We start from the raw sequence: 26,999 nt of genomic DNA, 5'->3' as shown, positions 1-26,999 counted from the left end.
TGCGCACAAGGAGGTGATGATGACGAGCAACAAGATTCTCGGGATCGACCTGGGGACGACAAACAGCGCGTTCGCGGTGATGGAAGGGGGCGACCCGGAGATCATCGTCAACGCAGAGGGCGACCGGACGACGCCGTCGGTCGTCGCGTTCACGGACGACGACGAACGACTCGTCGGGAAACCGGCGAAGAACCAGGCGATCCAGAACCCCGAACACACGATCTCCTCGATCAAGCGCCACATGGGCGAGGAAGAGTACACCGTCGACATCGACGACGAGGCGTACACGCCCGAGGAGATCTCGGCGATGACCCTCCAGAAGATCAAACGCGACGCCGAGGAGTATCTCGGTGACGAGGTCGAGAAGGCGGTCATCACGGTCCCGGCGTACTTCTCTGACCGCCAGCGCCAGGCCACCAAGGACGCCGGCGAGATCGCCGGGTTCGAGGTCGAGCGCATCATCAACGAGCCGACCGCGGCGGCGATGGCCTACGGGCTAGACGACGAGTCCGACCAGACGGTGCTCGTCTACGACCTCGGTGGCGGGACGTTCGACGTCTCCATTCTCGACCTCGGTGGCGGCGTCTACGAAGTCGTCGCGACCAACGGTGACAACGACCTCGGTGGTGACGACTGGGACCACGCAATCATCGACTGGCTCGCCGACGACTTCGAGGACGACCACGGTATCGACCTGCGCGACGATCGCCAGGCTCTCCAGCGGCTCAAGGACGCAGCCGAGGAGGCCAAGATCGAACTCTCCTCGCGCAAGGAGACCGAGATCAACCTGCCGTTCATCACGGCGACCGACGACGGTCCGATCCACCTGGAAGCGTCGCTCACGCGTGCGAAGTTCGAGTCGCTCACCGCGGACCTGATCGAGCGGACGGTCGAGCCGACCGAGCAAGCTCTCGAGGACGCCGGCTACGACAAGGACGACATCGACGAGGTGCTGCTCGTCGGCGGGTCGACCCGGATGCCCCAGGTCGCAGACCAGGTCGAGGACCTCACCGGCAAAGAGCCCCAGAAGAACGTCAACCCCGACGAGGCCGTCGCACTGGGCGCGGCGATCCAGGGTGGCGTGCTCGGCGGCGAGGTCGACGACATCGTCCTGCTCGACGTGACTCCACTCAGCCTCGGTATCGAGGTCAAGGGCGGGCTCTTCGAGCGACTCATCGAGAAGAACACGACGATCCCGACCGAGGAGTCGAAGATCTTCACCACCGCGGCGGACAACCAGACGTCCGTGCAGGTGCGGGTCTTCCAGGGTGAGCGAGAGATCGCCGAGAAGAACGAACAACTCGGCGAGTTCCACCTCACCGGTATCCCACCGGCCCCGGCCGGCCAGCCGAAGATCGAGGTCGCGTTCTCCATCGACGAGAACGGGATCGTCAACGTGACTGCCGAGGACCAGGGAACTGGCGAATCCGAGGAGATCACGATCGAGGGCGGTGCGGGTCTCTCCGACGACGAGATCGACCGCATGCAGCGCGAGGCCGAAGAGCACGCCGAAGAGGACGAGCAGCGCCGTGAGCGGATCGAGGCTCGGAACGCCGCCGAGGCGACGATCCAGCGCGCCGAGACGCTGTTAGAGGAGAACGACGAGGTCGACGACGACCTGCGCGACTCCATCGAGGACGCCGTCGACGACCTCGAGGCGACGATCGACGATACCGACGCCGACGCCGACGACATCGAAGCCGCGACCGAAGACCTGAGCAAGGAGCTCCAGGAGATCGGCAAGCAGATCTACCAGGAGGCTGCTGCCGGCGCCGAGGGCGCTGGTGCCGACATGGGTGGCGCCGCGGGCGGTGCTGGCATGGGCGGCGCAGGTGCCGGACCGAACCCCGGCCCGGGCGGCGCTGCCGGTGACGGAACCGAAGAGGAGTACGTCGACGCCGACTTCGAAGAAGTCGACGAGGACGAGGACGAAGACGACTAGACGGCACCGACGGCCCAGTTTCGACGAATAACTTGCATCGTGACGGGTTCCGTACCCGGCCCGCGATGTCTGTGAACCGGTCCACTGATTGTGCAACGCAGTTCGTCCGACAACGTTTCTCGTTTCGTCGTGCAGAGCGCGTTTTATCGATGGTTACGATCGAATACCACGCGGTGTCGCCCGCGGGCGAACCCGCCGTCCGCTGTCGAAGCGGCGGACGACAGCCGAGTTGCCGGTAACGCACCCTTGAACGATGGGGCCTCGGACCGTCGCCGGTTCCGCGTCGAAGCCCGGTTCGCCCGTCGCCGGAAATCCGGAACTATCGGTGAAACGATTCTCCGCGTTTAGGAGTCAGACGCCGGAACCGCCGAACGCTATGAGTCGAGATTCGACCGATGCTGACGAGCGGCGAATGTCCGCGGACCGAAAGACGATCCGCGGCTGGGCGGACGAACACCGGGCGATCCCGATCAGGGACGACGACCGATCGACGGACGAGGCGCCGCGGTATCGAGTAGTCGGCGAGTCGACCGTCGGCGACTCGCACGAACGAGCCGACTGGGACGAGTTCTTCGACCATCTGGACGAGGGCGATCAGGTCGTCGTCTACCGGGGTGCGGAGACGGACCAACCGTTCGAGGTGATCGACCGAACGGAGGCGATCACCCGGGGCGACCTGTCGGAGGCGGAGCTCGAAGAGCGCCTCATCGAGGGCGAGGTGGTGACGAGCGAGGTGCGGGAGACGACGGTGGTCGAGAGCGTCGTCGTCGAGGAGGCCACCATCGAGAGCGAACTCGTCGACACCGACCTGGTCGATCAGGAGGTGCTCGACGTAGAACTCGTCTCCCGCGAGTGTACCGGTTGTCGTCTCGTCGGGGACGGGGAGCACGAAGCCAGCCACCGCGACTGGTTCGACGAGGGCCGGTACGTCGGGTCGCTCGATGCCCGAATGCCGGCCGATGGGACGGCAGCGTCCGGGCAGACGGCCGGCGGGGGCGCAGGCACACTGGACCCGGACCACGAGCAAGCGACGGAAATGGACGTAGATGAGACCGGCACGAGTGGTGAGGGACTGGCCGACGACACCACACCGCGGATCGACCTCTCGGACGCGCCGTACGCGGCGGAGTTCGACGTCGAGGAGATGTGGTCGGTGACGCGTGGCTTCGTCGAGCGCTTCACGATCGAGAGCCGGGTCGCAGAGACCGACGTCGCCGGGACCGATACGGTGGAGGGTCGCGATATCGACGTCGAAGGACTCCACCGATCGATCGCGACGAGCGAGTTGCTCGACGTCGACCTCTCCGCCGACGAGGTGCTGAGCCAGTGTGAAATCCAGACGGAGTTCGCTGAGGACGATCGCATCCGTACGCACTTCGATCGCGAGCGCGTCGTCGAGGACGATGTGGTGGATCGAAAGCTGCTTCAGGCGGACGTGACCGACGGCACCGTCGAATCGATGGAAGTCACGAGCAGTCGGGACGTCTCGTCCGAGATCACCGACGAGGCCGTGTCGGGCGACGCCGGGACTTCGACCGGGCTGACCGGCGGCGAGTCGATCGACGCCGACGACCGGGAATCGGGCGCCGGCCGGGTGACACTCACGGACGACGAGGTCGGAAAGACCGTCGTCGACGCGACCGGCGAAGAAGTTGGGATGGTCGCGGCCGTCGAGGAGAACGGCGAGGTGATGCAGATCGACGCGCACCCGGGTCTCACTGACCGGATTAAGGCCGCCCTCGAGTGGGGAGATGCGGGCGAGGACGAGTATCCAGTCGAGGTCGAGCAGGTGGCGCGCGTCACGGACGATCAGGTGCAGTTGAAGGGAACCGAGAAACTGGACGGCTCCGAGCGGGCCGACTGACGGTCCTCGGTCGGCCGGGCGTTCGCCACATCCACTCGTTGCTAATCGACTTCAGTTTCCGGCCTCGAGCGCCGCTTCGACGGACCGCCTCGCCGCGAGGCCCGAACGGTCCCTTGAAGTGTTTCAACCCATTATCGGGTGGTAACGAATGAGCGAGGACTTCTACGACGTGCTCGGCGTGAGTGCCGACGCGTCCGCCGAAGAGATCAAACGGGCCTACCGGGAGAAGGCGACGGAGTACCACCCGGACGTCTCGGACGAACCCGACGCCGAGGAGAAGTTCAAGAAGATACAGAAGGCAAAGCAGGTACTGACCGACGACGAAAAACGTGAGGCCTACGACCGGATGGGTCACGACCGCTACGAGCAAGCCGAGAAACACGGGTTCGACGCCAGCGACGCTGGTGCTGGCCCCTTCGGCGGCGGAGCCGGGATGGGTGGCAACCCGTTCGGCGGTGGCGGCATGGGCGGCGGTGGCATCGGCGACATCTTCGAACAGGTGTTCGGCGGCGGTGGCGGTCGCGGCCGTCGCCGACCGCGGTCCGGAAGCGACCTCCGAACGGAACTCGATATCTCCCTCGAAGACGCCTACGAGGGCGTCGAACGACAGTTCTCGTTCGAGCGACCGACCGAGTGCGAGACGTGTGAGGGATCGGGGCACCCGCCGTCGGCCGACGCAGAGCAGTGTCCAGAGTGCCAGGGCCGCGGGCAGGTGACGCAGGTCCAGCAGACGCCGCTCGGGCGTGTCCAGCAGACGACGACCTGCCGGCGCTGTGAGGGAGAAGGGACGCTCTACTCGGAAACCTGCAGTGACTGTCGCGGCGAGGGCTACGTCCGTGACGAGGTGACGTTGACGGTGGACGTGCCGGCCGGCATCGAGGACGGCCAGACCCTCCGGATGGAGCGCGAAGGAGCGCCGAGTCCCGAGGGCGGTCCCGCTGGCGACCTGTTGATAGACGTCTCGATCGCCGAACACGAGGAGTTCGAGCGTGACGGTCACGATCTACACTACCGTCTCCCGGTTTCGTTCCCGCAGGCCGTCTTCGGCGACGAGGTGACCATCCCGACGCTCGACGGCTCGGTCTCGTTCGACGTGCCCGCCGGTACCCAGAGCGGCGAGACGATGCGTCTCGGCGGGAAGGGCATGCCGCGCCTCCGCGGCCGCGGCCACGGCGACCTCTTCGTCACCGTCCAGATCGTCACCCCCGAGTCGGTAAACGAGGAACAACGCGATGCGCTGGAGGCGTTCGCCGAGGCCGGCGGCGACGAGATCGAGATCGCAGACGGCTTCTTCGATCGGATCAAGCGCGCGTTCTGAGCGCTCGTCATATTCTCACGGCGGCTCGACTGTGAAAGTCCGTTCGTACGTTCGTACCCGCTCGATGACAACGGGCGGGGTCACAGTCGACGTGGATCACCGCGTTTTTGCGCCCACCGGACCGACGGCCACGTATGGAGACCGTCGCCGACTATCTCACGCGTGATCGACGGGGCGATCGGCCGGCGCTCGTCGATTCGACCGGGCGCACCTACGACGCACACTGGGTGTGTACCTCGGCCTGGAAGGCGGGAAACTTCCTCAGGCACACCGGCGTCCGTCGTGGGGTCACCGTCGGCGTCGTCGGTGATGGACCGCTCGCCGTCCTTTCGTTTCTCGGGACCGCGTTACTTTCGGGGCGGACCTGGTTCGACCCGCCGTCGACGGCGATCGACGCCGCCTCATCCGCGGCGAGTGACGCCGAATCACACACGCAAAGCGACGCCGAATCGCTCCGGACGATCGTCGCGCCGGCGACCCAGCTCGAGGGCGTCGAAGCCGGTCCGTCGACTCAGCTCGTCTGTTACGGCGGTGAGCCACCTGCGCCAGCGGTTCACCACCTCGACGCGGGGCTCTGGAGTGAGAACCCGTCCTTCCCGCCGGTCGATATCGATCCCGAGACGCCGCTGCTCGCGGTAGACGATGGCGATGGGACACGATGTGGATCGGTCAGTCACGCCACGGCGCTCGCGGAAGCCCGGCGAATCGCCGAGGCGTTCGACATCGAGGCCGGGACGCGCGTCGTGGTCGACCGGGCGTTCGACGACCCTCGAACCGTCGTCGCCGGGGTGCTCGCACCGCTCGTCGCGGACGGGGTTACCGTTCTCACTGGCGGGACGGGTGGACGAACGCAGTCCCAGACGCCTGAAGCGTCTCTCGACGATGGTGAGGACGGTGCCGAGTCGACCGAGCCCGAGGGAGCTCTCTTCGTCACCGACGCCGACGCGACGTCCGTACCCGAGCGGCGACTCCCACTCTCCGCGGTCGAACTGGACGTCTCGTAGCGACGGATGGGCGCGACGTGGCAGTGAGTCGACGGCCGCTCGTCGGCTCCGCCGCTTGCACGCTCGGGTGCCGTGACTAAGCCCACTCTCGATGCAGGTCGGACCGGGTGATGTCCATGAATGCACTCGAAGACATGTTCGAACACAAGCTCCGTCAGCAGTACTACGCCGAGACACAGCTGGTCGACGAACTCGACCACATGGCTCGGATGGCCGACAACGAGCAGCTGAGCGACGGGATGGCCGAGCACCGCGACGAGACCAGAGACCACGTCTCCCGGCTCGAAACGGTTTTCGACGAGATCGGGTCGACACCGGCCCCGATCGAGGATGCCGTCGTCGACGGCCTCCACGAGGAACGTATCGAACTGGACGAGTCGATCGACGACGCCGGGATGCGCGACATGGGCTATATGACGGCCGGGATGATGACCGAACGCGTCGAGATGACGGCCTACGAGGGACTCGAACTGATGGCGGATCGGATCGGGTACGGAAGCGAGGTGATGGATCCGTTGTCGGCCAACAGAGAGGAGGAAACGTCGGCGTTCAGGGAGCTCGAGGCGATGTCGGAGTCCTCCGAGATGAAGTCGTTCTGGGACCGGATCACGCCGTCTTGAACCGAACGGCGTCCCGTGTCCTGACAGCGCACCCTGTCTGACCAGGCCTGCACGGATGGACCGAACTGCCATCTCGATCGGCCAATGGGCCCGGAGCCGTGCGATGCCGGGCATCGATTTTCCCGTCCGGCCGTCGGTGTGTGACTATGGACGCAGCAGCGCGCTGGGACGACCTTCGAACGCAGCTCGCGGCGCTCGACGACGGCGCGGCGCTGGAGACGCCCGTCTCGGCCCGTCGGTTCACCACCCGGTCGATCGAGGACGACCGACTCGTGATCGAATTTTTCGACAGCGGCGAGGATCGGACACTCCGGCGCGAGCAGTTCGACGTGCTCGTCGATCGGCTCGAATCGAACCCGATCGGCATCCAGACGCTGCAACCGGGTGTCGAGCCCTACGTCACCGTGCTCACACTCACGTCCGACATCGTGATCGACGGCGACGACGTCGTGTTCAACCTGGCGGCGGAAACGGCCGGTGAGAGTCCGTTTCTCGTCAGCCCTGCCGAGGCGCGAACGGCGCCGGACCGGCTCCACGACGACGCGCTCTTGCTCGCCGAACACCTCCATCGGTTCGACGTGTCGGAACCGGACGAACTGTCGACGACGGACCTGACCGATTGCTACGTCATCAGTTCCGACGTTCAACGCGGCTCGGACCGCCTCCGAACGACGTTTCGCGACGAACTCCTCGACCGCCTCGGTCCCGACCAGCGATTGCACGGCCGGTTCGGGACGATCACGCGGGCGACCCGGGAACGTCGATCACTCCGCGACGAGGCGACCGTCTTCGACGCCCTCGATGCCCACGACATCCCACACGAGTGGGTCCGCGGCATCGATCCGACGAAGGTCGACGTCGTGCTGTCGGTGACCGACCTCGAACCCGACGAGGTCTACGACCGATCCGAGTCTGTCTACGTCCAGAAGACCGGCGTCGACGAGGACGAGAAGTACGAACTCCTCGCTGGTATCCGCGACCGACTCACCGAACTCGAAGGGAAAGAAGGCGACGCACTGCGGGACGAACTCACGGACATCGAATCGCGGATCGAGGCGGCGCTCGCTGCTGGCTGATTCGTCTGCCGAACATCGGGCTCCGGCGATCGGAACGTCCTCCTCGTCGGTCCTGGGGCGGACATGTGCAGGCACAGGCGCTATCGCCGGTCCTCCCCAACGACCGACGAATGATCGTCACACGGCTGGCTCGTCACTATCTCGACCCACCCAACTCCCGATGGCTTCGGCGCTCCTTTCACCTGTTGTGGCTCGTCGACGTGACGACGGCGGTGCTGTTGATCTTCGCCCCGTACGCGAAGGAACTGAATCCTGTCACGGTCTTTTTCTACGATGTGTTCGGATTTGCGGGAGTTGCGCTTGCCGCCGCTACCTACGCGGGGATCGTCGTCGCCGTCGGTCACTATCTCTCACACCCGATCGACCTCGCGTTCCTCGTGACGGTCGTTTCGATGTACCTCTTCTTCGTGTTCAACAACGTGATCGTCCTGGCGTTCGACCGGACGATCCGCGGGATTTCGGCGGAAGCGTCGCCCGCGCTCGTCGGCTTCTGAGTACGCGTTGCGGTCTCCTCGTCGACGGATACGCCGGCGGAATCGACAGGAGCGTTCTATCGCGCTTCGTCGAGCGCTTCGAGTGCTCCAGGGTTCTCGATGCTGCTCATGTCGCCGAGATCCTCGCCAGTGTAGGTGGCCTCGATGGCGCGGCGGATGATCTTGCCCGACTGGGTCTTCGGGAACTCGTCGACGAAGAGGATCTCTCGCGGGCGGAAGGGCTTGCCGTGTTCCTCGCCGACCTGCGCACGCAGTTCGTCGCGAAGGTCGTCTGACTCGGTTTCTCCGTCCTCCAAGATCACGTAGGCGACGACGGCGGTGCCGGTCGTCTCGTCCGGCGCGCCGACGGCGGCGGCCTGGTTCACGGCGGGGTGGTCGATCAGTGCGCCTTCGACCTCGGCGGGGCCGACCTTGCGCCCCGCGACGTTGAGGGCGTCGTCGGCGCGGCCGTGGAGGAACCAGAAGCCGTCCTCGTCCTGCTGGGCCCAGTCGCCGTGGTCCCAGAGGTCGTCCCAGCTCGACCAGTACTCTTCGAGGTAGCGCTCGTCTCCGGACCAGAGCGATTTGGTCATCGAGGGGCAGGAGTCGCGCGCGACGAGGAAGCCGCGTTCGTTGTCGTCGGCGACGGACTCGCCCGCCGAGTCGACGATGTCGATGTCCATCCCGAGTCCCGGGCCGCCGAGCGTGCAGGGTTTGAGTTCCGTGATCGGCATCGGCATGAGGAAACAGCCGCAGATCTCGGTCCCGCCGGAGATGTTGATGATTGGCGCTTCGCCGCGACCGACGTTCTCTAAGAACCACTGCCAGGACTCGGGGTCCCAGGGTTCGCCGGTCGATCCGAGGATCCGCAACGAGGAGAGGTCGTGGCCGTCGAGCCACTCGTCACCGTGCTTGCGGAGCGCGCGAATCGCTGTTGGCGAGATGCCGAACTGCGTGAGTTCGTGGCGGTCGATCATTTCCCAGAACCGGTCCGGCTCGGGGTGGTCCGGGGCGCCCTCGTACATGAACATCGTCCCGCCGAACGAGTGGACGCCGATGAGCGTCCACGGGCCCATCATCCAGCCGATGTCCGAGACCCAGAAGAATCGGTCTGCGGGTTTCAGGTCGAACCCGAAGTAGAGCTCTTTTGCACACTGCAACTGGACGCCAGCGTGGGTGTGGACGATCCCCTTCGGCTTCCCAGTCGTCCCCGAGGAGTAGAGCAGCATGGACTCCTGGCTGGCGTCGAGCGATTTCGTCTCGTACTCGTCGTCCTGTGTCGCGACGGCGTCGGCCCACGTCTCGTCGCGGGCGTCGTCCCAGGGCATGTCGGCATCGGGCTCGTGACCAAGTCGCTGGTACGTAACGGTGTGTTCGACGTGACCGGCTTCGTCGATGGCCTCGTCGGCAGCCCCCTTGAGCGTGATCTCGCCGCCACGGCGGTAGAAGCCGTCGCCGGTGAACAGCACCGAACACTCGGCGTCGGCGATCCGGGTCGCGGTCGCGTCCACGCCGAACCCGGAGAAGATGGGGACGGCGATGGCGCCGACTTTGAAACAGCCGTAGAGGATCGAGATGACTTCGGGAACCATCGGCATGTACAGGCAGACGGTGTCGCCGGTCTCGATGCCGACCGATTCGAGGTAGTTCGCGACCTTGTTCGACTGGCGAGCCAATTCGTGATACGTGATCTCGCGGACATCGCCGTCTTCGCCCTCCCAGATGCAGGCGACGCTGTTGCGAGTCGGCTCGTCGACGTCGGCCCAGCGGTCGACCGTGTTGTGGGCGATGTTGAGCTCACCTTCCGGATACCAGTCGGCGAATTGTGGTCCCCGTTCGTCATCTCGAACCCGATCGTGGTCCTCGTAGAACTCGATGTCGAGGTAGTCGACGAGCTCGTCCCAGAACCAGTCAACGCCGCTGTCCTCGACGCCGTCAATCTCGGTCGTCGTCCGTTCGATGAGTTCGTCGTAGTCGTCGATGTCGTACGTTTGCATGAACTCCCAGACGTTCGTCGACTCGACGAACTCCTGGGACGGTTCGTAGGCCACCTCGTCGATGTACTCGCCGGTCATTGTGCTCGTCGGGGGGTTTCGCATACACCCCGAAGAAATTTGCCATCCGTTGCCACGCCCGCTGACAGGTGCTGCGTTCGCTAGTTGGTCCGCTGACTGGCCGCAGTCACCATCGTTCGGCCGTTACGTCGCACCGACCGTCCGCACCACCGTTCGGCGTGCCCGCAAACACTTTTGCGCCACACCGCCAAGTTATCCGTATGTACGTACGGGACGCGAAGAACCGAGAGGAGGTGTGGCTGTTAGACCGGATCGAGGAACTCGGTCTCGATGCGACGGCGTTCCGTTCGCGCGACTACGTTATCGCCATCGACGAAGTCTCGAACGAGAAGGCCGGCTTCGGGCGCATTCGTATCCATCGGCCGGACGACGGCGAGCCTGCCTGTGAACTGACGAGCATCGGCGTCCTCCAGGACTGGCGCGGACAGGGAGTCGGCGCCCACGTCGTCGAACGACTCGTCGAGTACGCCGGTGATCAGGACTTCGAGACGGTCTACGCGTTGACGGGCGAGGGCCCCTACCTCGCGCAGTTCGGCTTCGAGTCGATCGACGTCGACGCCCTGCCGGGACCGCTTCAGACCCGTCTCGAAGCGAAGCGAGATGGTATCGATCCCGACGCCAGCCCGCTTCGGGTCGCCGTCGACCAATTTCAGGTCCCCGACCGACTGCGCGGGGCGTTCAAGGCGGCCAGCAAGGAGGAGGCCGCCGGTGACGACGAGACGACGGCCGAGGAGTTCGGGATCGACCCGGACACGGCCACGTACAAGTACGACACTGGCCGGTGACCAGCGCCACCTGCTGTGAATTTGAACGACGACCGCCGCCCTGACTTTCACTCTGTAATCTCGCTCACGTGCGTGGCGTTCCAGATCAATCGTCGTACCGGAACCCGCCTCGTTCACCGGCGGCTGGACGCTCACACCCCAACCGATTACCGCCGCCGGTAATTCTCGGTTCTAACATTATTGGAGGGATTACTGAATATATAAGGTACACATATGGGTGTGGGATTTTATATTTGGATCTGATGTCAGGTTCCGAGACAGGTGATGGAGTTGATGAATCGAACGAAAGTGGTGGGGCACAGGCGACGTACACCGAGCCCGAATCGGGAGGACAGGCCGGCCGCCAGCACCCCGGCGGCTTCGACCGATCGCAGCCCGGCACGGATCTCGGTGATCTGTTGTCCGATCACGAAACGCAGCGATTTCTCAAGGGACTACTCGGAACGTTCGCCGTCCTCTCGGTGGCGATCTTCCTCATGTTCCTGCTGGTGGATGCGTTCGGGGATCCGGCGCTGACGGTCGAAGAGGACCTGACCAGTCAAGAACAGGGGCAAGTTCACGACTTCTGGGTCTTCAGCATCGTCCAGAACGCACTCGGGTTCCTCCCGTATCTCGGACTTCTCGTTGTCGGTGGGTTCGGACTGCTCGTCGGAACACACTTATCGAAGCCCGACGGTGAGAAGTTCAAAGTGAGTGCGATCGGCGCATTCGCTGGGTTAGCGCTGTTCGTGTTCGTGACTACCTTCCTCGGGTCCACGCAGATCCCTGAAATCAGTTCGGGATCCCCATCGGGAATCGTGATAGGGACGTCCCTCGAGACGACGCAGTTGCTCATCAACAGCCTCGTCTTCGGCGTGGTCGGTGCCATCGTCTCGGCCGGTGTCACGTACGTCTCGGTCACGTTTGCCAAGTGAGGTTGCGCTTCTCGCACGAAGATGTTTTTTTGCAAGGACGCGATCGAGTGACCGTCCTCGCACCGTTGAGTCGTGGCTGCGGTAGCGTCGTTCGAGGCCGACCGTTGACGTACGCGGAGTCGAACGTTTTCGGGTGAATACCGCGAACTCGCCCCTTCACAGTCCGATCGGTTCGTTTCTCAACTTTCAAGCCGCGTGACCGCGTTGGTGGGGATAATGTTCGATTCGGACGACCTCGAGTCCATCCGCGAGGGGCACGCGGCGTGGAACGAGGAGACCGTCGACCCCGTCGTCGATCGGTTCGGCGAACGCAAAGAGACGTTCACGACGGACACGAACGGCCAGGAAGTCGATCGCGTCTACACGCCGGCGGACGTGGCCGATCTCGACTACGAGGACGATCTCGGGTTCCCGGGCGAACCGCCGTACACGCGCGGGGTCTACTCGACCGGCTATCGTGGCCGACTGTGGACGATGCGCCAGTACGCCGGATTCTCGACCCCCGAGGACACCAACGAGCGGTACCACTATCTCCTCGACCAGGGTCAGACCGGCCTCTCGATGGCGTTCGACCTGCCGACGCAGATGGGCTACGACTCCGACGCCGAGATGGCTGCCGGCGAGGTCGGGAAAGCTGGCGTCGCCATCGACTCGTTAGACGACATGCTCACCGTCTTCGACGGTATTCCGCTAGACGAGGTCTCGACCTCGATGACGATCAACGCGCCCGCGAGCGTGCTCCTGGCGATGTACATCGCCGTCGGCGACCGCCAGGGCGTCGACCGCGAGCAGCTGCGCGGGACGATCCAGAACGACCTCCTGAAGGAGTACATCGCGCGCAACACCTACATCTACCCGCCGGAACCCTCGATGCGGATCATCACTGACATCTTCGAGTTCTGTGCGGACGAGACGCCGAACTTCAACACCATCTCCATCTCCGGCTACCACATTCGCGAAGCCGGTTCGACGGCGGCGCAGGAACTCGCCTTCACCCTCGGCAACGGGATCGAGTACGTCGAGGCGGCCGTCAACGCCGGACTCGACGTCGACGAGTTCGCCCCGCAACTCTCGTTCTTCTTCAACGGCCACAACAACATCTTCGAGGAGGTCGCGAAGTTCCGCGCCGCCCGTCGGATGTGGCACGACATCATGGAGGAGCGCTTCGACGCGCAGAACCCCAAGTCGAAGCAACTCAAGTTCCACACCCAGACGGCGGGCTCGATGCTCACCGCCCAGCAGATCGAGAACAACGTCGTCCGCGTGGCCTACCAGGCGCTCGCGGCCGTCCTCGGCGGTACGCAGAGCCTCCACACGAACGGGAAGGACGAGGCGCTCGCGCTCCCCACGGAGGAGTCGGTCCGCACCGCGCTTCGGACCCAGCAGATCCTCGCGCACGAGTCCGGCGCGGCAGACACCATCGACCCACTGGCCGGAAGCTACTACGTCGAGAGCCTCACCGACGAGGTGGAAGCCGACGCCTACGACCTGCTCGACGAGGTCGCCGACCGGGGCGGGATGTTAGACGCCGTCGAATCGCAGTGGGTCCAGCGCCAGATTCAGGACACGGCGTTCGACCGCCAGCGCGAGATCGAAGACAGCGAGCGCATCATCGTCGGCGTCAACGAGTTCGAAGTCGAGGAAGAACAGGAGATGGATGTCCAGGAGGTCACCGCCGAGGACCAGCAGCGCCAGATCGACAGTCTGGAGGAGACGAAAGCGGCCCGGGACGACGAGGCGGCGGAGGCGGCGTTGGCAGCGGTTCGAGACGCGGCGCGCGGCGACGAGAACCTCATGCCCCATATCATCGACGCGGTCAAAGCCTACGCGACGGTCGGCGAAATCTGTGACGTGCTCCGCGACGAGTTCGGCGAGTACCAGGGCGGCGGCGCGGTGTAGCGGCCTGATTCTGTTCAGCGCGTCGTCTCAATGGTCCGAATCACAAGAGTGAGGCCACGCCCCGTCGAACACCCGGCTAATGCAGTTCGATCACGCGGGTATCGCGACCGAGGACGCCACAGCGCTCGCCGAGTTGTTCGTCGACCTCTGCGGGGTCGACGTGGCCCACGAGGAGACGTTCGACGGCATGCAGGTCGTCTTTCTCGACTTCGGGAACGGCTACCTCGAACTCTTAGAACCGACGGAGGGCGGAACGATTGCGAGCTATCTCGAGGACAACGGGCCTGGCATCCACCACCTCGCGTTCGAGACGGACGACGTCGCTGGGGCGATCGAGCGGGCGCGCGAACTTGACATCACGCCCATCGACGAGGAGCCACGTCCCGGCGCGTGGGGCCACGACGTCGCCTTCCTCCACCCGCGAGACACTGGCGGGATTCTCGTCGAGTTCGTCGAACATTGATCCTGCCGGCCGTCAATACCGTTAATCGCTTTCGTGACGGCCAAGAATTAGCCGAAGTTCTCGATCAGCGCGTCGTCGGGATCGCCGCCGGCATCCTCGATCGCGTCGGCGACGGTAGTGACGAATTCCGTGAAGCCAAACGCGAAGAGTTGGCCGTCCGTGACGTGGTCGGCGATCGCCCCGCGGAGGCGCTCCTCGTCGCCGTCCGCGACGATCGTCACCGGCACGTCGTCCGCTGACAGCGCGTCGAGGCGGTCCATATGAGCTGGCTCGTCGTCCAGGTACACCACGGCGGCGTCGTAGTCGCTGTCCTGGGCGGCTTCCGCGATCGCGACGGCCGGTCCGACGCCGGGGCCGCCAGCGATCGCGACCACGTGACTGTCGCGCTCGTAGGCGATCTCGCCGAACGGGCCCTCGATCTCGATCTCGTCGCCCGGCTCCCGGTCGGCGAGCCACGGCGAGAGGTCGCCCTCGGGATCCACGCCGACGGTAATCTCGAACGTCTCGTCCATCGTGGGCGAGGAGAGCGTGTAGTGGCGTGCGATCTCCTCGTCGTCCGGCGTTGCGCGGACGAGAACGAACTGTCCTGGAGCGGCGTCGAATCCGTCGGGCGTCTCCAGCTCGAGTGCAACCGTCTCCGGTCCAACTCGGTCGACCGCGGTTACTGCGACTGTCGCGTTCATACGCACGCTTTGTGGGAGGGAGCCAAATGGGTTCTGGGAGCGAACGGATTCCCGGAGCCAGTGATCTCGGGACCGGGTGGTTCTTTTTCGAACGGTGGCGTGTGATTTCGTCACGATCCGATCGGCCCGTCGTCAGTTCTCCACTCAAACAAACAGAACGGTGGCGTAACCGTTACCTCGTGCGGTCAGTCACCGGGGGTTTCAGAAGCCTTTTCCTCTCCCCCGGGCAAGGGCCGCTAGAATATGCCAGCGGATCTCAACTGGGCCATCGGCGGGGAAGCCGGGGACGGTATCGACTCCACCGGCAAGATCTTCGCCCAGGCTCTCGCCAGAGCTGGACGGCAGGTGTTCACCTCGAAGGACTTCGCCTCACGGATCCGGGGCGGGTACACCGCCTACAAGATTCGAACCTCGGTCGAGGACGTGCAGAGCGTCGTCGATCGACTCGACATCCTCGTGGCGCTCACCCAGCGAACCATCGACGAGAACGTCGACGAAATGCACGACGGCAGCGCGATCATCTACGACGGCGAGCGCTCGTGGGACGCCGAACTCCCCGACGAGGCGACCGGCGTCGACGTGCCGCTCAAGTCCCTCGCAGAAGAGGCCGGCGGCGCTATCATGCGAAACGTCGTCGCCCTCGGTGCCGCCTGCGAGATCACCGGCTTCGACGTCGCCTACCTCGACGAGGCGCTGGAGAAGCGCTTCGGCGGGAAGGGCTCCCAGATCGTCGAGAACAACAAGGAGGCCGCCCGACTCGGTCGAGATTACGTCCGCGAGGAGTTCGATCTGGACCACCTGGGCTACGATCTGGAGACGACCGACGAGGACTACGTCCTCCTGAACGGCAACGAGGCGATCGGCATGGGCGCCATCGCGGCCGGCTGTCGCTTCTACGCCGGCTACCCGATCACGCCCGCGACCTCCATCATGGAGTACCTCACCGGCCGTGTCGACGACTACGGCGGGCACGTCGTCCAGGCGGAGGACGAACTCTCGGCGATCAACATGGCGCTCGGCGCGGCACGCGGCGGTGCCCGTTCGATGACGGCGACCTCGGGTGCCGGGATCGACCTCATGACCGAGACGTTCGGCCTCGTCGCGACGAGCGAGACGCCGCTGGTCATCGCGGACGTGCAGCGATCCGGTCCGTCGACGGGGATGCCGACGAAGCAGGAACAGGGCGACCTGAACATGCTCCTGTACGGCGGCCACGGCGAAGTGCCGCGGTTCGTCGTCGCCCCCACCTCGATCACCGAGTGCTTCTGGAAGACGATCGAGGCGTTCAACTTGGCCGAGAAGTACCAGACGCCGGTCTTCCTCGTCTCCGACCTGGCGACGTCGGTCACCGAGCAGACGTTCCCGCCGGAGGCGTTCGACATGGACGACGTCGAGATCGATCGGGGCAAGATCGTCGCGGAAGACGACGTCGAGGAGTGGCTCGACGAGGAGGGTCGCTTCCGTGCGCACGCCGCGACCGACGACGGGGTCAGCCCGCGCGCCCTTCCGGGAACGCTCGACGGCGCCCACATGAGCACCGGCCTGGAACACGACGAACTCGGCCGCCGGACGGAGGACACCGACGTCCGTGTCCAGCAGGTCGATAAACGAAATCGCAAGGTCGAAACCGCAAAGGCCGAAGAGGACTGGGACTACCGCGAGTTCGGCGACCCGGATGCCGACGACCTCGTCATCTCGTGGGGCTCGAACGAGGGAGCCCTCATCGAGGCGCTCGACCTCCTCGAGGAACGCGACATCTCGGTCCGCGTCCTGTCGGTTCCGTACCTGTTCCCGCGGCCCGACCTCACCGAGGACGTCGAGGCAGCCGACAACGTGATCGTCGTCGAGTGTAACGCCACGGGGCAGTTCGCCGACGTGATCGAACACGACACGCTGACGCGAGTCAAACGGATCAACAAGTACACCGGTATCCGCTTCAAGGCGGACGAACTCGCGGACGACATCGAAGCGGAACTCTCCACGGAGGTGCCAGCATAATGAGCTCAGACGTTCGATTCACCGACTTCAAGTCCGACAAGCAACCGACCTGGTGTCCCGGCTGCGGTGACTTCGGGACCATGAACGGCATGATGAAGGCCCTGGCGAACACGGGCAACGATCCCGACAACACGTTCGTCGTGGCCGGCATCGGCTGTTCCGGCAAGATCGGGACCTACATGCACAGCTACGCGCTTCACGGTGTCCACGGCCGCGCGCTGCCCGTCGGGGCCGGCGTCAAGATGGCCCGCCCCGACATCGAGGTCATGGTCGCCGGCGGCGACGGTGACGGCTACTCGATCGGGTCCGGCCACTTCATCCACGCCGTTCGCCGGAACGTCGACATGTCCTACGTGGTCATGGACAACCGCATCTACGGCCTGACCAAGGGCCAGGCGTCGCCGACCTCGCGATCGGACTTCGAGACCTCGACGACTCCCGAGGGGCCGAAGCAGCCGCCGGTCAACCCGCTCGCGCTCGCACTCGCCTCCGGCGCGACGTTCATCGCCCAGTCGTTCGCCTCCGACGCGATGCGTCACACCGAGATCGTCGAAGCAGCCATCGAGCACGACGGCTTCGGCTTCGTCAACGTCTTCAGCCCGTGTGTCACGTTCAACGACGTCGACACCTACGACTACTTCCGCGATACGCTGGTCGACCTCCAGGAAGAGGGTCACGACCCGAACGACTACGACGACGCCAAGGACGTCATCCTCGACTCCGACAAAGAGTATCAGGGCGTCATCTATCAGGACGACGAGTCGGTGCCGTACGGCCAACACCAGAACCTCGGCGCGAACATGTCCGAGATCCCCGACGGCGCCCCCGAGGACGCGATGGACCTCGTTCGCGAGTTCTACTGAGTCGGTTTCAGTCACGGATTTTGTCGACGCAGGATTGATCGAGCCGGGTTCCGACCTGGCTCGGTTTGTGGTTTCTCGCATCCGTCTCCCAGCGAGTGGGAACTGGTGGCCTCGTTCATGTGTGTTGGTAGCATAGGCCTACATAGAGGGACGATGACAACCACGAAATCCCGCGTACCGACGCAGGGGGTACCGTCCGTCGACGCGGCGACGAGGCACGCGGCCGACGCGTTAGAATCGGCCGGGTACGAGGCAATCGACGTCTCGCTCCCCCACCGAACCCGATCGACGTGGATCGTCCCGGCGACGACGGCTGCCGGTCGGGTGCGAGTCCACATCGATCCGCGGTCCGGTGCGACGCGGATCGTCGATCTCGACGAGTGATAGGCTCGAGACCACCTCAGACTGGGGCTGGCCCTCAGCCCGGTGGTAGCCGTCCGGCAGTGGGCTCGCCGGGAGCCGTTCTATTCGTCGCAGGTACCAGCAAGGGTTATGAGGGTTCGGTCCACCCTGTCACGTATGACGGACTTCTCGACGCGAGTCGAAAACGTCTCGATCAGTGGCATCCGCGAGGTGTTCGAAGCGGCCGGCGAGGACGACATCAACCTCGGGCTCGGCCAGCCGGACTTCCCGACGCCCGAACACGCCTCACAGGCCGCGATCGAGGCGATCGAATCACACGAGGCGGATCCCTACACGGGGAACAAGGGTATTCTCCCGTTGCGTGAAGCGATCTCTGGCGCCTACGACCGCGAGTACGGGCTCTCGATCGACCCGAACGACGTCATCGCGACGGCTGGCGGCAGCGAAGCGCTGCATTTGGCGCTCGAGGCGCACGTCGGGACCGGCGAGGAGGTCATCTTTCCCGATCCCGGCTTCGTGGCCTACGATGCACTGACGACCATTGCCGGGGGAGTCCCGAAGCCAGTCGCGGTGCGCGACGACCTGACGCTCGACCCTGCGGCCGTCGAGGACGCGATCACCGACGACACGGCGGCGTTCATCGTCAACAGTCCAGGCAACCCGACGGGGGCCGTCGCCTCCGAGGACGACGTACGCGAGTTCGCCCGTATCGCCGACGAACACGACGTGCTCTGTATTTCCGACGAGGTGTACGAACACATCGTCTTCGACGGCGAGCACCACTCGCCGATGGCGTACGCGGAGACGGACAACGTCGTCACCGTCAGCGCCTGCTCGAAGACCTACTCGATGACCGGCTGGCGACTGGGCTGGGTCACGGGTTCGAACCGCCGCATCGAGCGAATGCTGCGCGTCCACCAGTACGTCCAGGCCTGTGCCTCGGCGCCCGCCCAGTACGCGGCCGAGGCGGCCCTCACTGGGCCGCAGGATCCCGTCGACGAGATGGTCGCCACTTTCGAAGACCGACGTGATCTCGTCCTCGACGGACTCGAAGATGCTGGCCTCACCGTTCCGACGCCGGAGGGTGCATTCTACGCGATGCCGGAGGTCCCCGACGGCTGGTGTGACGAAGTGCTGGATCGTGGCGTCGTGGTCGTCCCCGGTGAGGCGTTCGGCGAGAACGGCGCGGGCTACGCTCGCCTCTCCTACGCGACGGGAACCGAGGAACTGAAAGAGGCGCTGGAGATCATCGACGCGGCGACGGCAGCGGTCCAGTAAGTACCGCGATCCAGTACGCACCGTGTGAAGACGGGCCCGGCGACGAAGCCATCGGGACTGACCACGCATTCTCACCGCGTCGGTCGACCCCTGACGGTTTTGTCCGCGTCCGTGGTGGGACGGACTATGGCCGTCTCCCGTCACGGTTCGGGCCTCCGCGCCGACCTTCGAGCGTACGCCTCGCAGGTCCACCCCGTATTCATGCTGCCGCCGGTTGCTGCGTCGCTGTTCGGGGCCGTTCTCACGACCGATTTCGCACTCGTTCCGGCCGCAGTCCACGCCGTCGCGATCTTCGCGGCGGTCTACACGGCGCACGTCAAGGACGGCTACGTCGACTTTCACGTCCGCGACGAGGACGACGATCACCCGCTCACGGTCACGGGTTGCCTCGCGGGACTCTACGGTGCGACGGCGCTGTTTGCAGTTGCCACACTGATCCTTGCCGTCGGCGTCGATTTGCTCGCCGCTGCGCTGACGGTGCCTACCTGGGTGATCGCGTACCTCCACGCACCACAACTGGACGTGCATCCGATCGGCGCGACGATGGGCTACCCCGCGGGGATCGGGCTGGCAATTCTGGGCGGGTACGCCGCCCAGACCGGGACACTCTCGCCGCTCGCGCTCGCGTTCGCGCTCGTCTTCCTGGTGGTCCTCACCGGGATCAAAGTCGTCGACGACACGACCGACGTGGCCTACGATCGCACTATCCGGAAGCGGACGGTCGCGGTCGTCCTGGGGCCCGATCGAGCCATCTTCCTGGCGTACGGGCTGATCGGCGTCGGTCTCGTGAGCTGTCTGGCGTTCGTGCTCGTCGGGCTGTTCCCGCCTGGATGCGTTCTCGCAGTGGCTGCCCTGGCACTGGTCGCGGTCATCGCGCGTCGTGCGCCGCCGAAGCTCGCGACGATGCTCCTGATTCGGGGGTGCTACGTCTTCCTCGCGGTTCTCGTCGCGGCTGTCTGGTTCGAACCGATCAGAATATTGGTATAATTGGCGGTGGCCGTTACCGCGTCCCATGATACCGGTCCTCCCGCCAACTTATACGGCGTGGTCTCGTACATAACATATGAGCGAAGAATCCGGGCGACGGAACCTCCGTATGCCCTCGAACGACGAAGTGTTCGCCGTCGTCACCGATCACCTCGGCGGCAACCACGTGCAACTGCAGTGTGCCGACGGCGTCGAACGTCTCGGTCGCATTCCCGGTCGCATGAAGTACCGCACCTGGATCGAAGAGGACGACGTCGTCGTCGCCGAACCATGGGACTGGCAGGACGAGAAAGCGACGATCGAGTGGCGCTACACCAGCCAGGACGCCAACCAGCTTCGACGCGAAGGACACATCGACTGATCGATTTCGGCTGAACAGGCCGGTCTTTTGCTGTTTTCTACTCACACCTGCCAGCGATGGCGCCGTTCGGGCGATCGATTGAACCCGATCGCTTTCGATCGATGTGACGGACCCGGGTCGACAGTCGTTCGGCCGACAGCGTCGGGGAAACGTTTAGACGGTGTGTGAGTAACGCTCCCGTATGACATACGACATCGAGTTCTGCTTCGAGCTCGGACTTGCTGACGACCAGATCTCGGTCTCCGAGGGGCGACGTGAATCCCACGCGGCAGACTGGGGTGCCTCTCAGCTCGACGAGGGCGTCGTCCCGGACGTCGTAGTCTGGCCGGAGTCGACGGCCGACGTTTCAGCCCTCCTCGCTGCGGCGACAGACCACGGCGTGCCCGTAACGCCGTACGCGGCGGGAACCGGGCTGGAGGGAAATGCAGTGCCGGCTCACGGCGGCATCAGTCTCGATCTGATGCGGCTGAATGCGGTCGTCGACTACCGGCCGGACGACTTTCAGATCGACGTGCAGCCAGGGCTTCTCGGCTCGGCGGTCGACGAGCACGTGGCGGACGACGGGCGCTTCTTTCCACCCTTGCCGTCGTCGGGCAACATCTCGACGATCGGCGGGATGATCGCCACGGACGCGAGCGGGATGCAGACGGTGAAGTACGGCGAGGTGGCCGACTGGGTACTCGGCCTGGAGGCCGTACTGGCCGACGGAACGGTGATCCGGACCGGCTCGCGGGCGGTGAAGACCTCGAGCGGGTACAATCTCACCGAATTGCTGATCGGCAGCGAGGGGACCCTCGCCGTCGTCACCGAGGTGACGCTCGAGCTGGCCGGTCGACCCGCGCAGAAACGCGGTGTGCGTGCCATCTTCGAGACGCTCGACGCGGCGACCGCGGCCGTCTCCGATACCGTCCGCTCCGGTGTCGACGTCGCCCGCATCGAAGTCGTCGACGGACTCAGTGCCCGGATGGCGAACGCGTACCAGGGGAGCGACCTTCCGGACGCGCCCATGGTCTTCCTCGAGTTTCACGCGAACCACGGCGTCGACGAGGAGGTCGCCCTCTGTCGGTCCATCTTCGAAGAGTACGCCCTCGAGCGCTTCGAGACGGACGATGACGGGACCGAGATGGCCGATCTCTGGGCGGCACGGCGCGACCTCGCATACGCCGTCGCGAGCTACGACGCCGATCTGGATCCGCTCCACCCCGGCGACGTGACGGTCCCCATCAGCGCCTACCCAGAGATCGTCCGTGAGACGAAGCGTCTGGCCGACGAGGCTGACTTGCTCGTCCCCTGTTTCGGCCACGCCGGCGACGGCAACCTCCACTACAGCGTCCTCGTCGACCGCTCCGATCCCCCGATGGTCGAGCGTGGCGAGGAACTGTACGCCGCGGTCGTCGAGCGTGCGATCGAGCTGGGCGGGACGGCTACGGGCGAACACGGAATCGGACAGGGAAAGCGCGAGTACCTGGAACCGGAGCACGGTGACGGTGCCGTCGACGCCATGCGGTCGATCAAGCGTGCACTGGACCCGACTGGCACACTGAACCCTGGAAAAATATTTCCGGAGACGGAAAGCGGGGAGCGCGTTCGTGATCCGGTGAGTGAAGGGTGAGCGGTGTGGTCGAGTTGGTACAGGGCCGGTGCTCCGATCAGTCGTGGACGAGCACGTCGAGGACGTCCGGACCGTCCCGAACGAGCGCTTCCTCGAGTGCGGGTTCGATCTCCTCGGGCGTCTCGACGAGCGTCCCACGCGCGCCGTGGCTTTCGGCGTTGGCAACGAGGTCGACCGGCGGATCGAAGTCCATCCCTGGGAACTCGTAGTCAGCTTCCTCGCCGCCCATGAGATCGAGCGTGTTGTTCTTCAGGATGCGGTAGTTGCGGTTGTCCGAAACGACGACGGTCAGATCGAGGTCGTACCGGGCGGCGCTGTACATCGCGTGGGGATAGTAGAGGTACGAGCCGTCGCCGACGAAGCCGACGACGTCCCGGGGATCGTCTCGATCTCCTTCGGCGAGAGCGGCGCCGACGGCGGCCGAGAGGCCGTAGCCGAGCCCACCTCCCTTGTTCGAGATGTACTGCTCCGGTTCGAACGACCAGCGCGTGAGCATCGCGTACTTCGAGGTGACGCCCTCGTCGACGACGAACGCGTCGCCGGCGACCCGTTCCATCGCGTCGACGAGTTGGGCCTTCGAAGCGCGAGGGTCGTCGGGCCGTTCGTCGCTCGTCATCGTCGCCATCTGTGCCTCGACCATCTCGGAGACGGCGTCGACGTACTCGAGGCGTTCCTCGCGAACCTCGTCGGGGAGTCGCTCCGCAACGCGATCGGCGACGGCCGCGAGCGCCTGCCCCGGATCGCCGACGACGGCGACGTCGGCCGGCTGGTTCTTGCCGACCTCCCAGACGGCGTCGCTCACGTGCAGACAGGTCGCGTGATCCGGGACGAGCGGCTCTTCGTGGCGGGTGAGCGTGGTGTTGGTCGAACAGCCCGCGAACAGGATCGTCTCGGCCGACAGCAGCGTCGAGGCCAACTCTTCGTCCGGCGGGACGTGCGAGATCCACTGGGGATGTTCGGTCGGGAAGTTCACCTCGCAAGAGAGGATCTCGCCGTGAACGCGCGCACCCGATGCCTCGGCGAGGTCGACCGCAGCCTGGACGGCGTCGGCGCCCGCGCGGGCGACGTGATCGCCGACGACGATGATCGGGTTGTCGGCCTCGACCAGCGCGTCCGCAGCCGCCTCGATCGCGTCCGGGTCGCCGGGCCCCGCGGTCGGGATTGCGCCGAGTCGCTCCGGTTCGGCGTCGGTCTCGGCCATCGTCACGTCGAGCGGGAGACCGAGGAAGACGGGGCCCGTCGGCGGTTCGAGTGCGACGCGGAACGCCCGTCGGAGCATCGTCGGCAGCGCGTCCACGTCTAACACCTCGTCCGACCACTTGCAGAACTGGTCTGCCATCGAGGCGAGTTCACCCGAGAGGATCGGCTCCTCGTGGCGGAAGTCGGTGCTGTGGTTGCCGGCCGTGACGACCAGCGGCGCGCCCACCATCTTCGCCGCGTAGAGGTTCCCGAGCCCGTGTGCGAGCCCCGGTGTGATGTGGAGGTTGACGACGCCGACGGGCATGACGTCGGGGTCGTGGTGTGCGTGATAGCGTCGCGTCTGAGCGTAGCCGCCGGCCATCCCGACCGCAACGTCCTCGTGGAGTCCGAGAACGTACTCGAGGTCGCTCTTGCCGATCGCGTTGACGATCGGCAACTCCGTCGTTCCCGGGTTGCCGAAGACGTACTCGACGCCGTAGCGCTCGAGGGCGTCGACGAAGAGGTCGGCGCCGGTAGTCGCTGTCATGGACTACCGTCTGGTGCGTATTCACATCAAATTGTGTGTGGCAGTCGCACCGGTGCCACGACGGGCGGCTGTCCCGTGAATCTCCGAATCTCATTAGTGGCTGGACTGTCTTTCCGTACGAAATGCAGTACGATGAGCTGGAGCGAATCTACGGCCGTGACGAGTACTACTGGGGGACCGAACCGAACGAGATGGCCGAGGAGACGGTCGACGCGGTTCCGGACACGACGGGGACAGTCACGGCGATAGATATTGGGGCCGGGGAGGGACGAGATGCGGTGTTCTTCGCCGAACGAGGGTGGAACGTGTACGCGATGGACGTTTCTCCGAACGGGCTGGCGAAGGCCGAGCGACTCGCTGCGAGACGCGGTGTGACGCTGGAAACGATCGAGGCCGATGCGAACGATACCACCCTCCCCGAGTCGGTGGACGTCGTCTACTCGGCCGGGACGATCCAGTACATCCGTCCGGAGAATCGGGAGCGCCAGTTCGATCGATTTAAAGAACGAACCACTGACGGCGGGATCCACACGATGTTCGCGTTCGTCGACCACCCCGAAATTCCGACGCCACCGGACTGGACCGACAACGAGCACTTCTACGAGCGGGGAGAGTTGGCGGGATATTACGAGGACTGGGAGACAGTCCGCGCCGAACGGTTCGTTTTCGAGGATAATTCGGGTGGAGAACCACACCGACACGCTGCCGAGACGCTGATCGCACGAAACTCGAACTGAGCTCCGACCGGCCCTGGTGGATCCTCCTCGAGCCGGGTGCCTGTTACCTCGCGACGGGTGTCCTTCGAAATCCTTCTCGACCCGTACATTCGAGACGATCTTGATTTCGCCACCTTCCTTCAGTTCATACTCGTCGAGGCGGTTTCTGCTGTACGTTGAGGTGCCCAGAAACGTCGTGTGAACCTGATGCGATCGCGCCCCCTCGAAGAATTGCTGGGAGACGGTGCCCGTAGCCAGTTCGCCGTTACTCGTGAATCGACTGACAACGTTCGCTCCACCGTTCTTCGAAGGTCTCCGGCTCGACGACCCGTCCGATCAGGTCCCGAACCGTTTCCACGCCGGCATCGTCACACCACTCGATACAGGTCAGGTAGGCATCGAAGTCGTACTCCTCGCGGACGTGTTCGTCGCGTCTGATCTGCAGTGTCTCCGCCCCGGCGAGTACCGCCGCGACGGCTCGCGTGTGCCCGTCTGAGAGGTACCACGTTCCCTCGTGTTCGAACGCCGGCAGCGGGTCGCCGTTCGGCTCGTCGAAATCGAACCAGTCGAGGACCCCCTCGAGTTTCTCGCTCGAGATGTACAGTTGCGTTGGTCGCACGTCCGGCAGGGGCAGACGACGTGTCATCCGTGGTGTCAACTGGTACTGACGATCTTGATTACGTCGCCTTCTTCGAGTTCGTACTCGTCGGAGATTTCCCGCGAGGAGCGCGCGTCCACGGCGTGGAGGTAGCCGTCGCCGATGTCGGAGTGGACCGTGTAGGCGAGGTCGACTGGCGTCGATCCGTGTGGGAGCAAGAACGCGTCGGGGAGGACGTTGCCGCTGCCGTCGGACCACTTCGCCGCGTCCTCGACCGGATACGCCGTGAGGTGGTCGAGCAACTCGTAGACGGCGTGGTCGAGCGCGTCCTGGACGCCCGTGCCGCCCCACTCGGCCATCGTGTCGGCGAGGTCGTCGAGCGCCTCTCGCTGGGCGTCGCTCACGTCGGCGCCGATCTCGAGGGACTCGTCGCCTGGATCGTACGCCACGAGGTCGTTCTCGGCGGCCCGCCTGAGCGCGAGTTCACCCTCCGCCGTCGTCGGGATCACCGGTTTGTCGAGGTCGAGCAGGCGCTCGACGTTCTCGTCGGGGGCGACGTCGATCTTGTTCGCGGCGACGACGATGGGTTTGGTCGTCGCGCGGACCTCACGGGCCAGACTCTCGCGGTGGTCGTCGTCCCACTGGATCGGGTCGTCGGGGTACTCCAGGTCGCGCAGGATCGTCGCGATCTCGGTCGGGCCGGCGCCGAACCCGGAGAGCATCTCGGTGAGTTCGTCGTCGAGATCGAAGTCGGGCGATCGCGAGGCGCGTTCGACGCCCTCCCAGTTGCGATCGACGATGCCGGCCAGCCAGAGGTCCATCTCCTCTTCGACGAAGTCGATGTCTTCGAGGGGATCGTGCGAGCCGACGTCGACGGGTTCGCCTTTCTCGTTCGTCCCGCCGGAGGCGTCGACGACGTTGACGATGGCGTCAGCGTTGGTCAGTGCGTCGAGGAACTGGTTGCCGAGGCCTTTCCCTTCGTGGGCACCGGGAACGAGGCCGGCCACGTCGATCAACTCGATCGGGACGTACCGCTTGCCGTCCTTGCAGTTGTCGGCGTTGCAGCGTTCGTCCCGTTCGAGACAGGGACACTCGGTGCGGACGTAGCTCACCCCGCGGTTGGCGTCGATCGTCGTGAACGGGTAGTTGGCCACGTCCACGTCGGCCATCGTCGACGCCGTGTAGAACGTCGACTTGCCGGCGTTGGGCTTGCCGGCAAGCGCGATCGAAAGCATACTGGCTCGTTACCGGATCGGAGAGAACTGTCTTTCGGTATTCGTGACCACTCGAACGGCTGGTAGTCACCACTCGACTGTCGTCGATCCCTTCGGCGTTCGGTCCTTCGACTGCGAGTCGGCCTGTCGGCGTTGGGGGCCGATCG

General features: G+C 65.0%; 24 protein-coding genes. 19 read left to right on the top strand and 5 right to left on the bottom strand.

The features are described from left to right. The first annotated feature begins 19 nt into the window (after positions 1 to 19). The 7 genes from dnaK (at position 20) to HALRU_RS08785 (ending at position 8,318) form a co-directional block, all read left to right on the top strand. Positions 20 to 1,942, top strand: a complete 1,923-nt coding sequence (gene dnaK, locus HALRU_RS08815; protein ID WP_148680482.1) for a molecular chaperone DnaK — start codon at positions 20 to 22, stop codon at positions 1,940 to 1,942. Between the two features lie 376 nt (positions 1,943 to 2,318). After that, positions 2,319 to 3,806, top strand: a complete 1,488-nt coding sequence (locus tag HALRU_RS08810) for a hypothetical protein (protein WP_148680481.1) — start codon at positions 2,319 to 2,321, stop codon at positions 3,804 to 3,806. A gap of 148 nt (positions 3,807 to 3,954) precedes the next feature. Further along, positions 3,955 to 5,124 carry a molecular chaperone DnaJ gene (dnaJ, locus tag HALRU_RS08805; RefSeq protein ID WP_015301044.1) on the top strand — a complete coding sequence of 390 codons (1,170 nt, stop codon included), beginning with the start codon at positions 3,955 to 3,957 and terminating at the stop codon, positions 5,122 to 5,124. Between the two features lie 134 nt (positions 5,125 to 5,258). After that, on the top strand, positions 5,259 to 6,128 hold the full coding sequence (locus HALRU_RS08800) for a hypothetical protein (RefSeq protein WP_015301043.1): 870 nt from the start codon (positions 5,259 to 5,261) through the stop codon (positions 6,126 to 6,128). A 110-nt stretch (positions 6,129 to 6,238) separates the two neighbouring features. Then, complete coding sequence (locus HALRU_RS08795) at positions 6,239 to 6,748, top strand: YciE/YciF ferroxidase family protein (RefSeq protein ID WP_171814988.1); 510 nt, start codon at positions 6,239 to 6,241, stop codon at positions 6,746 to 6,748. A 146-nt stretch (positions 6,749 to 6,894) separates the two neighbouring features. Continuing rightward, positions 6,895 to 7,824, top strand: coding sequence for a hypothetical protein (locus HALRU_RS08790; protein ID WP_015301041.1), 930 nt, complete (start codon positions 6,895 to 6,897; stop codon positions 7,822 to 7,824). A gap of 110 nt (positions 7,825 to 7,934) precedes the next feature. Then, positions 7,935 to 8,318, top strand: coding sequence for a hypothetical protein (locus tag HALRU_RS08785; protein WP_015301040.1), 384 nt, complete (start codon positions 7,935 to 7,937; stop codon positions 8,316 to 8,318). A gap of 56 nt (positions 8,319 to 8,374) precedes the next feature. Here HALRU_RS08785 and HALRU_RS08780 read toward each other — a convergent pair whose 3' ends face one another. Further along, entirely contained in the window at positions 8,375 to 10,372 is a 1,998-nt protein-coding gene (locus HALRU_RS08780; protein ID WP_171814987.1) for an AMP-binding protein, read from the bottom strand. A gap of 200 nt (positions 10,373 to 10,572) precedes the next feature. Between HALRU_RS08780 and HALRU_RS08775 the strand changes: the two genes are divergently transcribed. From HALRU_RS08775 to mce, 4 genes are all read left to right on the top strand, one after another. Next, the gene (locus HALRU_RS08775; RefSeq protein WP_015301038.1) at positions 10,573 to 11,157 is read left to right on the top strand and encodes a GNAT family N-acetyltransferase; all 585 of its coding nucleotides are present in this window, start codon (positions 10,573 to 10,575) and stop codon (positions 11,155 to 11,157) included. 242 nt (positions 11,158 to 11,399) lie between these two features. Continuing rightward, entirely contained in the window at positions 11,400 to 12,071 is a 672-nt protein-coding gene (locus HALRU_RS08770) for a hypothetical protein (protein ID WP_015301037.1), read from the top strand. A gap of 216 nt (positions 12,072 to 12,287) precedes the next feature. Beyond that, a complete protein-coding gene (locus HALRU_RS08765) occupies positions 12,288 to 13,970 on the top strand; it encodes an acyl-CoA mutase large subunit family protein (RefSeq protein WP_015301036.1) in 1,683 nt (560 codons plus the stop codon). 79 nt (positions 13,971 to 14,049) lie between these two features. Then, positions 14,050 to 14,433: a methylmalonyl-CoA epimerase gene (gene mce, locus HALRU_RS08760; protein ID WP_015301035.1), complete on the top strand. Its 384-nt coding sequence runs from the start codon at positions 14,050 to 14,052 to the stop codon at positions 14,431 to 14,433. Between the two features lie 47 nt (positions 14,434 to 14,480). Here mce and HALRU_RS08755 read toward each other — a convergent pair whose 3' ends face one another. Continuing rightward, positions 14,481 to 15,116, bottom strand: coding sequence for a ferredoxin--NADP reductase (locus HALRU_RS08755; RefSeq protein WP_015301034.1), 636 nt, complete (start codon positions 15,114 to 15,116; stop codon positions 14,481 to 14,483). Between the two features lie 243 nt (positions 15,117 to 15,359). On the opposite strand from HALRU_RS08755, the gene HALRU_RS08750 reads away from it, so the two are divergent. The 7 genes from HALRU_RS08750 (at position 15,360) to HALRU_RS08720 (ending at position 22,578) form a co-directional block, all read left to right on the top strand. Beyond that, positions 15,360 to 17,114 (top strand): 2-oxoacid:acceptor oxidoreductase subunit alpha, encoded by a 1,755-nt coding sequence (locus HALRU_RS08750; protein ID WP_015301033.1) that lies wholly within the window; start codon positions 15,360 to 15,362, stop codon positions 17,112 to 17,114. Further along, a complete protein-coding gene (locus tag HALRU_RS08745; RefSeq protein ID WP_007704616.1) occupies positions 17,114 to 17,977 on the top strand; it encodes a 2-oxoacid:ferredoxin oxidoreductase subunit beta in 864 nt (287 codons plus the stop codon). The genes HALRU_RS08750 and HALRU_RS08745 overlap by 1 nt, the downstream gene beginning before the upstream one ends. 153 nt (positions 17,978 to 18,130) lie before the next feature. After that, positions 18,131 to 18,361 carry a hypothetical protein gene (locus tag HALRU_RS08740; RefSeq protein WP_015301032.1) on the top strand — a complete coding sequence of 77 codons (231 nt, stop codon included), beginning with the start codon at positions 18,131 to 18,133 and terminating at the stop codon, positions 18,359 to 18,361. Positions 18,362 to 18,496: 135 nt separating this feature from the next. After that, complete coding sequence (locus HALRU_RS08735) at positions 18,497 to 19,618, top strand: pyridoxal phosphate-dependent aminotransferase (RefSeq protein WP_015301031.1); 1,122 nt, start codon at positions 18,497 to 18,499, stop codon at positions 19,616 to 19,618. A 126-nt stretch (positions 19,619 to 19,744) separates the two neighbouring features. Then, positions 19,745 to 20,605 (top strand): UbiA family prenyltransferase, encoded by an 861-nt coding sequence (locus HALRU_RS08730; protein ID WP_015301030.1) that lies wholly within the window; start codon positions 19,745 to 19,747, stop codon positions 20,603 to 20,605. 76 nt (positions 20,606 to 20,681) lie between these two features. Then, on the top strand, positions 20,682 to 20,966 hold the full coding sequence (locus HALRU_RS08725; RefSeq protein ID WP_007704624.1) for a translation initiation factor eIF-1A: 285 nt from the start codon (positions 20,682 to 20,684) through the stop codon (positions 20,964 to 20,966). Between the two features lie 181 nt (positions 20,967 to 21,147). Further along, positions 21,148 to 22,578, top strand: a complete 1,431-nt coding sequence (locus tag HALRU_RS08720) for an FAD-binding oxidoreductase (RefSeq protein WP_015301029.1) — start codon at positions 21,148 to 21,150, stop codon at positions 22,576 to 22,578. Positions 22,579 to 22,615: 37 nt separating this feature from the next. Here the strand turns inward: HALRU_RS08720 and HALRU_RS08715 are convergent, their stop codons facing one another. Further along, positions 22,616 to 24,304: a thiamine pyrophosphate-binding protein gene (locus tag HALRU_RS08715; protein ID WP_015301028.1), complete on the bottom strand. Its 1,689-nt coding sequence runs from the start codon at positions 24,302 to 24,304 to the stop codon at positions 22,616 to 22,618. Positions 24,305 to 24,426: 122 nt separating this feature from the next. Between HALRU_RS08715 and HALRU_RS08710 the strand changes: the two genes are divergently transcribed. After that, entirely contained in the window at positions 24,427 to 25,041 is a 615-nt protein-coding gene (locus HALRU_RS08710; protein ID WP_015301027.1) for a class I SAM-dependent methyltransferase, read from the top strand. 244 nt (positions 25,042 to 25,285) lie between these two features. Here HALRU_RS08710 and HALRU_RS08705 read toward each other — a convergent pair whose 3' ends face one another. Further along, positions 25,286 to 25,666, bottom strand: a complete 381-nt coding sequence (locus tag HALRU_RS08705) for a hypothetical protein (protein ID WP_015301026.1) — start codon at positions 25,664 to 25,666, stop codon at positions 25,286 to 25,288. Positions 25,667 to 25,674: 8 nt separating this feature from the next. Then, positions 25,675 to 26,853: a redox-regulated ATPase YchF gene (locus HALRU_RS08700; RefSeq protein WP_015301025.1), complete on the bottom strand. Its 1,179-nt coding sequence runs from the start codon at positions 26,851 to 26,853 to the stop codon at positions 25,675 to 25,677. Positions 26,854 to 26,999 lie beyond the last annotated feature (146 nt).

The sequence above is a fragment of the Halovivax ruber XH-70 genome, from assembly GCF_000328525.1.
In the GTDB taxonomy this organism is placed as follows: domain Archaea; phylum Halobacteriota; class Halobacteria; order Halobacteriales; family Natrialbaceae; genus Halovivax; species Halovivax ruber.
The sequence above is the reverse complement of the archived record's forward strand: the minus strand, read 5'-3'. Positions and strand labels throughout refer to the sequence as shown.